Genomic DNA, 13,953 nt, shown 5'->3' with positions numbered 1-13,953 from the left:
CGTGCAGTCACTCGCAAGCCACACCCGGAGTAATCGCTGGCTCGCCATTGCAATTATAGCAATTGCGCTAGGCGGGCTTTTACTCACTTACTGGCAGTCTTCAGCTCAACTTGTGAGTCGGACTGAAAGTAGCCTTGAAAAGACCTGCTCTGATATTCAGCAAGCGGTTAGCAGTCTTTATCCTGCTTCTGAAACACAGCAACAATCAGTGAAGAACCCCGAGCTTTTGTATCAAGCCATTAGCGAGTCTATTCGTAAAAAAGAGCATACGTTCGGCGGCTTTTGGCATATTAATAGCGGCTTTGCCGGCTACGCCATCGCTTCTTCCCGTGGAAATACCCAAAATGCTCAATTAAGCGGCTCGGATCAGCTGGTAATTAGCTCTGCGAGTCGCGAAGCTCTTGCCGAGGGTAAACCGGTTGCCAATGTAACCGATCAAATACCGATGTTGGTGGTTTTGGCGTGCCCGGAAAAAGAACATGCTGGCCTCGCCATATGGCTAAGTCGCCCTATTCAGCCTGCACAGAACTATTTTAGCGTTACGGTCAGTATTTTATTTGCGCTGCTTGCGTTAATTGGTGTTGCCATTATTGTGCGCGAATCGCTGTTTAATCGTCGTTGGCACCAAGAGCGAGACCGCATAGTGGCTGACGCTGAAGATACCTCAAAAGCCGTTTCGGTCACCTCGGAAGTCGGTGAAATACAGCCATTTTTACTGCTCTTGTATCAAGCACGTCAACAGGTGCAGGCGACTGAACGCGAACTTATGGCAGAAACCGATAAGCTACGGTTAGCCGCAGAAAAAACGTTAGCCGGACGCATGGCGCGTTCAATGGCAGCTTTGGCTCTGAGTGACTTAGAAGCGCTTGAAAAGCAGCTGAGAGACTCTGACAGTGAAGACTTGAAGTTTAAAGTACAAGAATTGGTTAGTTTGTTTGAAACGTTCTCGCAGCTGTCACCAAATATGCAGGGTCTGGATAAAAGTAATATTGAGTTAGAAGCCTGGCTTCAAGACGTAGCTGATTACCACGAAAGTTTTTCGGGTGAAAAAAATATCACTGTCACCTCTATTGTCGACGATGACCTCCATGTGACGATAAATCCATTAGTGTTTCGTTTTATTTTCGACTTTTTATTGCGGCACGTTGTTGCGTTTACGCCAGTGAACTCCGAGGTGCTCATACAAGCGACAGTAGACGGTGACTACGTTAACGTATCGGTAAGTGACGAAAGTAGCGGTGTTGCCAAGAGAAATTTGGGCACCATGTTTGAAACCGATGATGTTAATCCGGACGCTTATGGTGTTGGCTTAAAAGTGATCAAAGACGCAATAAAAAGCCAGGGCGGCGATATAAATTACGAAAAACTTGAAAAAACATCGCGATTTAACGTGCTGATACCCATGACAAAAGGGTAAAAAGTTCGTATAATCTGCGCCGCTTTCAAGCATTCCAACCAGAAATGGCCCCTTAGCTCAGTGGTTAGAGCACCCGACTCATAATCGGTTGGTCCGCAGTTCAAATCTGCGAGGGGCCACCACTCTGTTTATTCTCTATCTAAATGCCCTAACATTGACCAAAGTCACTTATACTGCCAGTTATGCCGATTAAACAGCGCATCAAAAGTTGTACCATGCCTGCACATCATTAAGAATTTAGGTCAGTGTCATGTCAGTTGATATCAATAGCCGTTATGGTCTCAATCCCGCACACAGTGAAGTTGTAGAAGCATGTAAGGCGATAAAGCCTTGTAAAGCGCTCGATATGGGCTGTTCAAATGGGCGTAATGCGTTGTACCTGAGTCAACTCGGTTTTGATGTAACCGCAGTAGATAATAACCCTGACGCCATCAATATGTTGCGGCAAATTGCCAGTGAAGAGAACCTCGATAATATCGACGCCCGCATCTACGATATTAATGATGCGAAGCTAACTGACGAGTATGGATTGATAGCCTGCACGGTAACGCTCATGTTCGTTAACCCGGCAAACGTGGATGAGGTTATTAAAAATATGCAATCTCATACTCAGCCAGGCGGCTACAATTTAATTGTCTGTGCGATGAATACCACTGAGTACCCATGCCCGGTTCCGTTTCCTTTTACCTTTCAAACAGGGCAGTTGCGCAGTGCATACGAGGGCTGGGAATTACTCAAGTACAATGAAGATGTCGGCACTATGCATAATGGTGCAAAACTTCAGTTTGCAACGATGCTGGCGCGCAAACCGGCCGAATAAACGTGTTTAGACGCGACAAACTAGGTAAGGAGCTATTTATGAAATACCGTCAGAAAGTTGGTTATGTCAGTTTAGCGTTGGCGACAATTGGTCTGTCTTTAAGTACATTAGCTGCGGATCCTGTTACTCCGAATCTTACCGATAAGCTAAGCCAGCTATTAAAACAAGAAATGCGCTCGGTTCAGTCTGCAATGGCCACTATCCATGTTTCTATGGTGACCGGTGACCATAAACAGGTCGCAACTCAGGCTCAACAGATACATGACAGCTTCATACTGAAGCAATCTCTGACGAAGCAGGATAAAAAAGACCTAATGTCGGCCGTTCCGAAGGGCTTTGTGAAGCTGGATAAAGACTTTCACCGACTAGCAGCAGGGCTGGCTGAGGCGGCGAAAGACAAAGATACTCAAAAACAATATGAACTTTATAACGAAATGACGGGTAGCTGTATTGCTTGTCATAGCAAATATGTATCTGATCGCTTTGATGGCTTAGCAGAGCAGTAACTCTTGTGAGTATTCCGGTGGCCAACATACTTTGGGCCACCGGTCAGTAAGGGCTCTGCTATCGCTTTTCCCGCATCAGTGAGATCTAAAAGTCATAGCTTAACGACAAGCGGATGTCACGGCCGGCTTCATAAGGACCAACGACGGTAGGGAATACCTCGCTGTAATCACCAACACTTGAATGGTCAATATAGAGCTCGTCTAATAAGTTGGTCACTGCCAGATTAACCGACAAGTCGTTAGTAATATCCCAGTTACCGTAAATATCAAGTACGGTATAACTGGGTTTATTCAGCGTATATAACGAGTCGGCCCAGCCATTTTCGAGAGCCTGGTGCAGAGTGTCGATACGAATATCATTCACGTGCGTTACGTTAAAACCAATGCTCACATCGCGGTCAAGAAAGTAATCGGCACCAAGTACCAGGGTACTACCCCGAGTATTACCTAAACCATTAAACTCATATCCGTTTAAATCAATAGAGTCGTAGTTGCGACTGTATAAATTTTCACGTGGTTTAAGCTCGGCGTCTGCATTGGAGAATCCCAAATACATATCAAGGCTGTCCCACCGGTAGGCCATATTGAACTCAACACCGGTTGATTCGACATCACCAATGTTGTTGTAAATTGACGCGCCGCCAAAACCACTGAAGATAACGTCGTGAATGGTTGACTGATAAACACTCAGTTTGGCGTTTAAGCGACTAGCGCTGTACTCAATTGACGCCTCGATATTTTCAACGGTTTCTGGCACTACATTACTAACAACGACAGGCACGTCAGACCCGTCGTAAAGGTATTCATCTAACGTAAAGCCGTCACCAATTTCCTTTCCACGAGCGGCTTCAGCGTAGCTTAACCCCAGCTTCCAGGCGTCATTGATTTGGTATGAAAGGCCTGCGTTCAGGCTTAACTCACTGTCATCTAATCCGGCTGCAGAGTCAGTTACTGGCTCGCCATAGTACTCATCAATAAGAATGCGCTGTTGAAAATCATAATTGTCGTAACGCACACCATAACTTAGCAAAAGGTCGGCGGTGATATTACTGTGTGCTTGCGCATAAATGCCCATTACGCTGCTTTCTTCCGCGTTTTCTGCCGGGCCGTTTGCAGGGCCGCTTTCGACGTCGTCTTTACGGTAGTCGACGCCATAAGTGAAGCTATGATAAAGCGTGTCTGTGGTGTTTTGGACGTCGAAACCTTGCGTGTCGATGTCAGCAAGCCAGTCAAAACGCCCGCCACGAAATGACGAGCTGGTTTGATAAGCCGTGGCCTCTAAATAAACCCATTCGCTATGGTCAAACCGATAATTTGCAACGTAGGTGTCGCGTTTTGCCGCACTGGGATACAGCGGCGTGCCCTCTGGAACAAACCAATTGGGCCGAGCGGAAAATTGACCTTCTTCATCGCGTTGTTCGAAGCTTAACGACACATAATGTTTATCTGTTACTTCGCCGCTGGCTTTGAGAAAAGCGAGATCCTGGTCTGCAGCGGTACCATAAACTTTATTACCGTTGCCGTCTTCCATGGTGTTGCGATCAACCGCGCTGTAATAGCCTAAAAGACCAAAAGACGGGTTCAGCTTACCGTATATGGTGCCACTGTATCGCGTTCCGTCATTGGAGAAGTAACTCGCCTTTAAGCGGCCGCCGAACTGCTCGTTTTCATTTAATAGATCTTGTGCATCTTTTGTTTTAAAGCGAATAGCACCACCAATAGCACCAGGCCCACTGGTGGCTTCACCAGCGCCTGCCTGCACATCAATTTGTTTTAGTAAGTCGGGGTCTAAGGTCACACGACCAATATGGTGAAAAAGGGTAGAGGTTTGTTGGGCTCCGTCGACGGTGACATTCAGATAGGCGTCTTCAAGGCCGCGTATATAAATTTTCTGGGCAACGCCCACTGAGCCACCTACGCTAACTGAGGGCGATTCGCGAAAAATATCAGCAAGATCGTTTGCCTGGAATTGTTCGATATCTTCTGCAGTAACACTAAAGTTGGTTGCGGCGCCCACCACCGAAATTCGTTCAATAGCACTTTTGTCTGGCTGCTTTTGCTCTTCCGTGCTATTGGTTTCAGCCGATTTTACAAAGCCTGTACCACTCATCATGACGCATGCCACGCCAGTTAAAACGAACTTATTCATTATTCCTGCCTTCCTTGTCCTTTCCGATAGCGAATAGCTATGTTGTTTAAGTTAGAAAACATATTAATGATAATGGTTCGTATTTGCAATTTGTTTTGGTCACTTCCTTCGTGTCATTAAACTGCAATGAAAACCCGTCTAAAATGTAACAATCCCAAATGAATGAACCTTAACTAGGTGTGAACATGGCAAACCAATTGGTTAGAGAGACAGGTTTAGGTGGTGCATTAATCATTGGTCTGGGCTCTATTCTGGGAACTGGCGCTTACGTCAGTGTTGGTCTAAGTGCGACCATAGCCGGTGACATGCTGGTTTGGGTCATTATATTAGCGGCATTAACCGCGTTGTTTAATGGGTTGTCTTCTGCACAGCTGGCAGCAGCACACCCTGTCAGCGGTGGTACGTATGAGTATGGCTATCAATTTTTGAACCCAGCCAGTGGTATTATTGCCGGTGGACTCTTCATTGTGGCGAAAAGCGCTTCGGCGGCGACCGCTGCGTTGGCGGTGGCGTGGTATATCAGTGCCTGTTTTGATGTGTCTGAGACAGTAGTCAAAGCGGTTGCTCTGGGTCTTTTGTTGCTCTTTACGGTATTCGTATTGTCCGGAGTGCGCAGAACCAACTGGCTGAATATGCTCTTGGTTACCGTCAGTATTATTGGCTTAATTGTATTTATTGGCGTCGCTTTAGGAAGTGACTCAGCATTACCTGAAACAACGAACGAGTTTGCTTCAACCAGCCATTTGTCGCTTTTCCACGCGGCGGCTTTAATGTTCGTTGCATTTACCGGCTACGGACGCATAGCCACAATGGGGGAAGAAATAACCGACCCCAGACGCAATATTCCCAGGGCGGTGGTCTTGACGTTAGCGGTGGTTAGTGCGTTATACATTGCTGTTGGTTTGGCTATTCTGCATGTAGGGGGCCTTAATACATTTGAAGAGAGCCACTTCAATATCGCTAACCTAATCAGTGACTCTCCGTGGCAGTGGGTGGTCATTGTCGGCGGAATACTAGCTATGGGCGGCGTAGTTTTAAACTTATTACTTGGTGTCTCGCGTGTTATTTTAGCTATGGGGCGCCGCGGCGACTTGCCTCGCTTTTTAGGTGGCCTTGATAAAACCAATAAATCGGCACCTGCAGCAACCTGGGTAACCTTTCTTATTATGGGCATTATCGCCGCGCTCGGAGGCATCGAATCAGCCTGGACATTAAGTGCGTTCACCGTACTTATTTACTATGGCATCACGAACATAGCGGCTCTGAAAGTCAAGAAAGAGCAGCGTTTTATTCCTAAATTTGTGTCGGTGTTCGGACTAATAAGCTGTTTTGGGCTGGTCGGGTTAGCGGCTATTGCTTAGCCGCTCTTTCAGCCCGAGCACTATGTAGCTTTTTATAACTGTCCAGCAATTTCAGGTGACGGTCGATGCCTTCCAGTTGCATATTGGTTGGTGTCAGACCGTAAAAGCGTGTGGTGCCTTGTACAGAACCTATTACTGCCTCAATGACGTCTTCACCGTACATACGCCCTAAATTATAGCGGTAATCGCCCAGCTCTAATTCGTCGTCGAGGGTGATTTCCAGCACGGCTTCCACCGCCCGATAGAACAGCACCCGCTCTGGTGTGTTGTCATTATACTGCAGGAACATTTCAACGTATTCTTGCGCGTCTTCATGACGTTGCAATGCTAAATAAATGAGCAATTTAAGCTCTAAAATAGTGAGCTGCCCCCACTCGGTATTTTCATCAAACTCAATACCAATAAGGGTAATAATGTCCATGTAGTTGTCGAGTTGGCTGTCTTCTAAGCGCTCGACGAGATCTTCCAGTTGCTCGTCTGACAGGCGATGTAGCTTCAGAATGTCCTCACGGTACTGCAACGCGATGTTGGTGTTGTCCCAGACGAGATCTTCAACCGGGTACACTTCAGAATAATCGGGCACCAAAATCCGGCACACTGGCGCCCCTAAGTCTTCGTGCACCATTATGTAGGCTTCTTTGTCGAGTTCGTTCAGAATGCCAAACAATAGGTTGGCTTCCTCTTCGTTGGTCGGAGCTGCAAAGTTCCACTCGACAAATTCAATGTCTGATTTTGCACTAAAAAAGCGCCAGGATACGACACCCGATGAGTCAATAAAATGCTCAACGTAGTTGTTTGGCTCGGACACCGCCATCGAGTTAAAGGTTGGTGGTGGTAAGTCGTTCAGTCCTTCGAAACTGCGCCCTTGTAATAGCTCCGTTAAGCTGCGCTCTAACGCGACTTCAAAACTTGGATGTGCACCAAAAGACGCAAAGACACCGCCGGTACGTGGGTTCATCAGCGTCACACACATAACCGGGAATTGTCCGCCAAGTGAAGCGTCTTTTACTAATACCGGGTAGCCTTGCTCTTCGAGGGCATTTATACCAGCAACAATATCAGGGTATTTATTCAGGACGTCTTGCGGCACGTCGGGCAGAGTAATTTCGTCTTCAATAATTTGTTTCTTAACAGCCCGTTCAAAAATTTCTGACAAGCACTGCACTTTGGCTTCGGCCAATGTATTGCCGGCGCTCATACCGTTACTTAAGTACAGGTTTTCAATAAGGTTTGACGGAAAATAAACCGTTTCGCCATCGGAATGACGCACAAACGGCAGTGACACAATGCCTCGATCGACACGTCCTGAATTGGTGTCAATTAAGTGAGAGCCGCGCAGTTCTCCCTCAGGGTCATAAAACTCGCGCGTACGCTCATCGAGTATCTCGGCCGGCAGCTCGTCGTTGGGACCCGGCTTAAACCACTTTTCTTGTGGGTAATGAACAAAGTCCGCGTTAGCAATCTCTTCGCCAAAATACTGGTCGTTGTAAAAGAAGTTACAGCTTAATCGCTCAATAAATTCTCCCAGCGCAGAGCATAATGCACTTTCTTTGCTGGCGCCTTTGCCGTTGGTGAAGCACATGTGCGACGCGGCGTCACGAATATGCAGTGACCAAACGTTTGGCACAATGTTGCGCCAGGACGCCACTTCTATTTTCATGCCCAAGTCAGCCAGCAGCTTGGTCATGTTATGAATGGTGTCTTCTAACGGTAAATCTTTACCTTCAATGTAGGTTTTTTCGTCACCGCTGGGGTCAATGGTGAGAAGTGCCTGAGCGTCCTGCGTGATGCTGTCCACAGCTTCAACGTCAAATGCCAGTTCGTTCTCTATCACTCGCTTAACCGCGCAGCGTTCAGCGGCACGAATAATGCCTTTGCGATCTTTCTCGTCGATGTCCGCCGGCAGCTCAACCTGAATTTTAAACAGCTGTTGATAGCGGTTTTCAGGGTCGACAACATTGTTCTGGGAAATGCGAATGTTCTCGGTTGGAATATCGCGCGCATCGCAATAAAGACGAATAAAATGCGCCGCACACATGACCGACGACGCTAAGAAATAGTCAAACGGACCGGGCGCTGAACCATCACCTTTATAACGAATGGGTTGGTCAGAAATGACGGTGAAGTCATCAAACTTCGCCTCAAGGCGCATGTTTTCGAGAAAACGAACATTGATTTCCATAGAGAGGGACTTTCGCTTGTAAATAGAAGAGCTGAGAAAGTGCGGGATTATCCCACACTTTCAGTCATTGATCATTATCGGCGTAGCCACTGCCATAAGCACTAAAGGGAAGCTCCAGCCCTAATTCTGGTATCTGCAAGCCTATCCAAGCCGGAAAGGTGTTGCTGTTGGGACCAGGCAAAACTTTGTATTGGTTCGCCCAGGGATAAGCACTCGATAGCTCTTTAATGCGTGGGATTATTTCGGCGGCTTGCGGACCCTTAACCGATAACAGCTTTTCAGGCTTAGCGCCGTACCAGTAACGGTCAGGGGTTTTGGTTTGATAAACCCGCAGAGCAGGGCGACCATGTTCGACACCCCAGCCGACCACTTCATACACGGTATATTCAGCTGCGCCGGCCGGCTTCACCGCTAACCAGGTGTGTACCGCAAACCAACCTCGCCAACCGAAGGCATCGGCGGCATACGCCTCAATAACGGCCTCTTGCTCTACCGCTGGGTTGGGTGCAATGCCTGCTGGCTCACGCGACGCATCCCGCCAGTCGCCCGACGAGCAGCCAGCGACCAGCACAACCGAAACGACCAATAGAAACTGTGTTAGAAAACGCATCCTGAATGTAACCTCTACTCTAAGTCGCTGGCGCTGTGGCGCTCGCGTAATTGTTCGCTTTCTTCGCCCCAAACTTTGTTCACACGACGACCACGTTTTACAGCCGGACGCTCGTTGATGCGCTTCGCCCAGGCCACCACGTTTTCGTACTCATGCGCTTGTAAAAATTCGGCGGCCTCGTAAACCTCGTTTAACACTAACGCCCCATACCATGGGAAAATCGCCATATCTGCAATGGTGTAATCGTTGCCGGCAATATAGTCGTTGTCAGCCAGTTGCTTGTCGAGCACATCAAGCTGACGTTTTACTTCCATTGTGTAGCGATTGATGGGGTACTCCAGTTTTTCCGGTGCATAGGCATAAAAATGACCAAAACCACCACCTAACATAGGTGCACTGCCCATCTGCCAGAAGAGCCAGTTTAGGCACTCGGTACGCTTGGCAGGCTCGTTGGGTAAAAACTCTCCAAACTTTTCCGCTAAATAGAGCAGTATTGAGCCTGACTCAAATACGCGGGTTGCTGGCGTTGTGGAGTTGTCGAGCAGTGCCGGAATTTTAGAATTTGGATTGATCTCTACAAAACCACTGCTGAACTGTTCGCCCTCAGTAATATCAATAATATAGGCGTCGTATTCGGCGGCGCTTATGCCTTTTTCCAACAGCTCTTCAAATAGGATAGTGACTTTTTGTCCGTTCGGCGTTGCCAGCGAATACAATTGATGCGGATGCTCACCGACGGGTAACTCTTTGTCGTGGGTCGCACCGGCTTCCGGGCGATTAATATTGGCAAATTTCCCGCCACTTTCCTGATCCCACTTCCACACTTTAGGTGGCTGATAGCCGTTTTCTGATGCTGTGTTTCCCATACTACCTCCAGAATAGTCGCTTAAGTGACCGCTTGGCGCTGTGCATAGCGGTTATCTTTATAGGCTCCAGAATGAAGCACGTCACGTATTTGCTCAACCGCACTCCACACATCTTTATAGCTGTTATAAAGTGGGGCAAAGCCAAAGCGAATAAAGTGCGGAGCTCGGTAGTCCGCAATAACGCATCTGTCTATTAACGCCTGACAAAGCTCGTAAGCAAAATCGAACGAGTAACTCAATTGGCTGCCTCGCTCTTCAGCTGACGCCGGAGAAAGCCGTTGTAGCTGGTCACTTAAACCGTATTGATTGATTAAGTCGTCGAACAAGGTCGTTAATACTACTGACTTTTTACGCAGGGTTTGCAAATCTAGATTATCAAATAGCTCTAATGCAGCGTCGATTGCGGACATTGAAATAATTGATGGCGTACCAGCGAGAAACTGTTTAATGCCACTGTCAGGTTGATACTGTGGGTCAAAATCAAATGGCTTTTGATGACCAAACCAGCCCGAGATGGGTTGTTGTAGCTTGCCTTGCAGCGTTTTATTGACGTACACGAAAGCCGGGGCGCCTGGCCCACCATTGAGGTATTTATAAGTACAGCCAACGGCCATATCCACTTGCCAGTCATCCAGCTGAACAGGCATAGCACCGGCGCTGTGTGCCAGGTCAACAATAATAAGAGCACCATGCTGATGAGCCCTTTCGGTTAACGACTTAATGTCCAGCCGTTTACCACTGCGAAAGTTCACTTCGGTGACCATAATGACAGCGGTCGAGTCGTCAATACTGTTCAAGAGCTGATTTTCCTGAACGTCGACGAACTGGCAGCGAGCTTCACCTAAAAGCCCTTGTAAACCTTGCGCTATGTACAAGTCTGTCGGGAAGTTGTCATGGCTTGAAATGACTTTATTGCGGCGGGTTGTGCCGTTACAGCTAAGCGCAGCACTTAACAGCTTGAATAAGTTGACAGAAATGGAGTCGCAGCATATCACCTGACCTTCTGCCGCCCCGATAATGGGCGCAATTTTCTCGCCAACTTGCTGTGGTAAATTGACCCAGTCGTGTTGGTTCCAGCTGCTAATTAAATCGTTTCCCCATTGTTGTTCTGTCACTTCTCTGACTCTTTGTTTTACTCGTTTTGGCAGGGCGCCGAGTGAGTTCCCGTCTAAGTATATGGTGTTGTCGGGAATATCAAACTCATCACGATATTGTGCCAATGGATCGTTGTTATCAAGTCGTTCTACATCAGTTAAATTCATTGTTTCAACTCTTCTTTCAGTCGCTGAACGATGGCTTCCCAGGCCTTTGTTTGTGGGTGAATCATGTCGAAGTGACCGGCATCATCGACTATCATGGTGTTTACATTATCTACGCTGAATACGTCCGCCTGGCTCATGGGAACTATATTATCGGCAGAGCCTTGCAGCAGCCAGGTGTTGTGATGCAATGTCTGTTGCTTCGGGTCGGCTTGAGCCAAGTTGAAATCACTTTTGGCTGTCCCTAAAAGCGCCTTAGCAGCTTGGTTACAACTCCCGTCCTCAGCTATGTAGGCCTGCATATCCGTTATTGCGGCTAAACCCAGAACGGCATCAACTTGCTCAGCATATTGACGCTCATTTGATGTTGCCAGCAGCGCCAAATGCCCGCCTGCGGAATGACCCATCACCACCGTTGGCTTGCTGTTGGTCTGGCGAAGTATCTTCTCAATGGCGTTTGATACATCGTTGAGACTGGCAGGCCACTCTGCATTCTTTTCACCTAAGCGACGGTACTCGACGGACCAAAGGTTGAAACCTTCTTTCGTCAGGGCGGTGCTTAACGGATAACTGTGTCTAATGCCGTAGTCTTTAAGCCAACAGCCGCCGTGAATGAAAATGACATTGGCGGCTTTCATTGTGTTGTTTTTCGCTGGCCAGTACTGATAAAACTGCGACGGTTGTGAACCGTACTGATAGGTTTGAGTTGGGGGATCAGAAGGCAGCTCAAGTACGTCATTAAACGTGACTTGCCTTAACGGATCTGCGCAGACGCTGAAGGTTAAAGCCATAATTAAACAAGCGGTGAAAATGAGTCGTTTCATTTGGGTGTACCAGTACTGTCGTTGTGTAAGATTTCAGGTGTTCAGGGAACCATACAAGCATAGAAAATTAAGGGCAACAAAATAGTTGATTGATTATTAAAGATATTTAGTTGAGGTAAAAAGTTGAGCAAATTCTATACTGAGTAATGAGCGGTTCAGACTGTTCTGGAGGTTATTATGCGTATTGGATTTGTTGGTCTCGGTGTTGCAGCTCTTTTTCTCACTGGTTGCAGCAGTCAACCTGAAAATATGAGTCAGTCACGCTATAAAGTTGATAGTGAGTATATGAGTAAAGTGGAACACCAAGCCCGAATGGGTCGTAATCACGTTACAGTGTATTGGATAAACCCACCGAGAAAAGAGAAAAGCTCCGAAGGCGAGGAAAAGTAAGTTCTGAATGAATACATAAGGCTGACTTTAACTAAAGCCAGCCTTGGCGGTTTTATTGTTCCAGTCTACGCTCAATGTCGGCTTTCAAGCCTTTCCGCAAACCCAGCATAAACACAACCTCGGTTACAACAAACAAGGGACCGACGGCTAAACCCATTATATCGTCAACAAAAGCAGGTTTGCGCCCCTCGAAGTAATGGCCAATGAACTGAAACACCCAACCCACAACAAATAAGCCAATGGCCCAGCTAAGCCAGAGTTCTGTTGGCATGGCAGCAAAATAGCGGCCGGCAGATAGTGCAAACCAAAGCAACACGGTCATCAGCAGACCGAATGGAATATCCAGCCGGATATAAAAAATGATCGACAGAAAAACAGCGATGCTGGCCGGTGTAATAATCAAAAACTCCATGGGCAGCACCGGGCGCGAAAGCAAGGTTAAAATACCCACAACAATCATTGGAATGCCAATTAAATGCGTTGCCACATTCTTACGGTTGCGGTGATAGGCGGCGTATTGTGCCAAATGCTCGACGATGGTTTTCATAAGTGTTGTGCCATAGGGTGATTAAAAAAGATTCAAAGGGATTTTAAGATACGTCTGACCGTTACCTTCAGCGGGCGGCATGTTGCCTGCGCGCATGTTGACTTGTACCGAAGGTAAAATCAGTCGAGGCATATCTAGCGTCTTGTCGCGCTCAGTGCGCATTTTCACAAACTCGTCTTCAGTCGTGTTGCCGCCGACGTGCACGTTGTTGCGTTTTTCTTCACCCACAGTGGTTTCAAAAGCATAGTGTTCACGGTTCGGGGCTTTATAGTCATGGCACAAAAATATCCGGGTGTCGTCTGCAAGTGAAAATATCTTTTGAATTGAGTGATACAAAGTTCTGGCATCGCCACCAGGGAAGTCGCAACGGGCCGTACCGTAGTCCGGCATAAATAGCGTATCGCCGACAAAAGCGGCATCGCCAATGACATAGGTCAGGCAGGCCGGTGTATGGCCTGGAGTATGTAACACGTGGGCTTCAAGGTGACCAATAGAAAAGGTGTCACCGTCAGCAAATAGGCGGTCAAATTGACTGCCGTCTCGCGCAAACTCTGTCCCTGAATTAAAGGCCTTACCGAAGGTTTCCTGGACTGTTTTAATGTGCTCTCCAATGCCCAGCTTGGTGCCTGTTTTCTGTTGTAAATAAGGTGCTGCTGACAAATGGTCGGCATGAACGTGAGTTTCTAAAATCCACTCGACGGTAAGCTGCTTTTCTTTCACAAACGCAAGGATCGCTTCAGCAGATTCCGTTTTAGTGCGTCCTGCCGCGTAGTCAAAGTCCAACACAGAATCGATAATAGCGCAGTGCTTAGAGTCAGGGTCTTGCACGACGTAACTGTAGGTGTTTGTTGGCTCATCGAAGAAATGCTGAACGAGCGGAGCTTGCTGTGACATAAAACAACCTTTTGTCTGAGAAAAGTAAGCGATAGCTTTGCCTTGTTTATAACTGACTTAGTGCTCGGTGTGAAGTGCTAAGCCGTTAATTTTTATTGCTCAAAAGTTAACTAATAGTTAACCTTTAG

13 protein-coding genes and 1 tRNA gene are annotated in these 13,953 nt (G+C 47.4%); 6 read left to right on the top strand and 8 right to left on the bottom strand.

The genetic code is table 11. The annotated features are described in order from the left end of the window. Position 1: 1 nt before the first annotated feature. The 4 genes from EST55_RS08700 to EST55_RS08685 all read left to right on the top strand — a co-directional run bounded on the left by EST55_RS08700 (position 2) and on the right by EST55_RS08685 (position 2,743). Positions 2 to 1,417 (top strand): HAMP domain-containing sensor histidine kinase, encoded by a 1,416-nt coding sequence (locus tag EST55_RS08700; protein ID WP_129497169.1) that lies wholly within the window; start codon positions 2 to 4, stop codon positions 1,415 to 1,417. Positions 1,418 to 1,463: 46 nt separating this feature from the next. After that, positions 1,464 to 1,539, top strand: a tRNA-Ile gene (locus EST55_RS08695). Positions 1,540 to 1,667: 128 nt separating this feature from the next. Then, positions 1,668 to 2,237 (top strand): tellurite resistance methyltransferase TehB, encoded by a 570-nt coding sequence (gene tehB, locus EST55_RS08690; RefSeq protein WP_129497168.1) that lies wholly within the window; start codon positions 1,668 to 1,670, stop codon positions 2,235 to 2,237. Between the two features lie 38 nt (positions 2,238 to 2,275). Then, positions 2,276 to 2,743, top strand: a complete 468-nt coding sequence (locus EST55_RS08685; RefSeq protein WP_129497167.1) for a cytochrome c — start codon at positions 2,276 to 2,278, stop codon at positions 2,741 to 2,743. 85 nt (positions 2,744 to 2,828) lie between these two features. Here the strand turns inward: EST55_RS08685 and EST55_RS08680 are convergent, their stop codons facing one another. Further along, positions 2,829 to 4,892, bottom strand: coding sequence for a TonB-dependent receptor (locus EST55_RS08680; protein WP_129497166.1), 2,064 nt, complete (start codon positions 4,890 to 4,892; stop codon positions 2,829 to 2,831). 185 nt (positions 4,893 to 5,077) lie between these two features. Here EST55_RS08680 and EST55_RS08675 point away from each other — a divergent pair, with 185 nt between their 5' ends. Continuing rightward, positions 5,078 to 6,253 (top strand): APC family permease, encoded by a 1,176-nt coding sequence (locus EST55_RS08675; protein ID WP_129497165.1) that lies wholly within the window; start codon positions 5,078 to 5,080, stop codon positions 6,251 to 6,253. On the opposite strand, the gene EST55_RS08670 is transcribed toward EST55_RS08675, so the two are convergent. From EST55_RS08670 to EST55_RS08650, 5 genes are all read right to left on the bottom strand, one after another. Then, positions 6,243 to 8,435 (bottom strand): OsmC domain/YcaO domain-containing protein, encoded by a 2,193-nt coding sequence (locus EST55_RS08670; RefSeq protein ID WP_129497164.1) that lies wholly within the window; start codon positions 8,433 to 8,435, stop codon positions 6,243 to 6,245. The two genes, EST55_RS08675 and EST55_RS08670, sit on opposite strands and share 11 nt — an antisense overlap. Positions 8,436 to 8,499: 64 nt before the next feature. After that, positions 8,500 to 9,045, bottom strand: coding sequence for a DUF3750 domain-containing protein (locus EST55_RS08665; protein WP_129497163.1), 546 nt, complete (start codon positions 9,043 to 9,045; stop codon positions 8,500 to 8,502). 14 nt (positions 9,046 to 9,059) lie between these two features. Next, complete coding sequence (gene yghU, locus EST55_RS08660) at positions 9,060 to 9,911, bottom strand: glutathione-dependent disulfide-bond oxidoreductase (RefSeq protein WP_129497162.1); 852 nt, start codon at positions 9,909 to 9,911, stop codon at positions 9,060 to 9,062. Positions 9,912 to 9,931: 20 nt separating this feature from the next. Beyond that, positions 9,932 to 11,173 (bottom strand): kynureninase, encoded by a 1,242-nt coding sequence (kynU, locus tag EST55_RS08655; RefSeq protein WP_129497161.1) that lies wholly within the window; start codon positions 11,171 to 11,173, stop codon positions 9,932 to 9,934. Continuing rightward, a complete protein-coding gene (locus EST55_RS08650; RefSeq protein ID WP_129497160.1) occupies positions 11,170 to 11,994 on the bottom strand; it encodes an alpha/beta hydrolase in 825 nt (274 codons plus the stop codon). Before EST55_RS08650 ends, kynU begins: the two co-directional genes overlap by 4 nt. A 177-nt stretch (positions 11,995 to 12,171) precedes the next feature. Between EST55_RS08650 and EST55_RS08645 the strand changes: the two genes are divergently transcribed. Continuing rightward, positions 12,172 to 12,384: a hypothetical protein gene (locus EST55_RS08645; protein ID WP_129497159.1), complete on the top strand. Its 213-nt coding sequence runs from the start codon at positions 12,172 to 12,174 to the stop codon at positions 12,382 to 12,384. 52 nt (positions 12,385 to 12,436) lie between these two features. On the opposite strand, the gene EST55_RS08640 is transcribed toward EST55_RS08645, so the two are convergent. Together EST55_RS08640 and EST55_RS08635 are read right to left on the bottom strand one after the other, a co-directional pair. Continuing rightward, on the bottom strand, positions 12,437 to 12,931 hold the full coding sequence (locus EST55_RS08640; protein WP_129497158.1) for an Mpo1-like protein: 495 nt from the start codon (positions 12,929 to 12,931) through the stop codon (positions 12,437 to 12,439). Positions 12,932 to 12,952: 21 nt separating this feature from the next. Beyond that, complete coding sequence (locus EST55_RS08635; protein WP_129497157.1) at positions 12,953 to 13,825, bottom strand: MBL fold metallo-hydrolase; 873 nt, start codon at positions 13,823 to 13,825, stop codon at positions 12,953 to 12,955. Positions 13,826 to 13,953 lie beyond the last annotated feature (128 nt).

The organism is Idiomarina sp. 29L, assembly GCF_004123135.1.
Classification (GTDB): domain Bacteria; phylum Pseudomonadota; class Gammaproteobacteria; order Enterobacterales; family Alteromonadaceae; genus Idiomarina.
The sequence above is the reverse complement of the archived record's forward strand: the minus strand, read 5'-3'. Positions and strand labels throughout refer to the sequence as shown.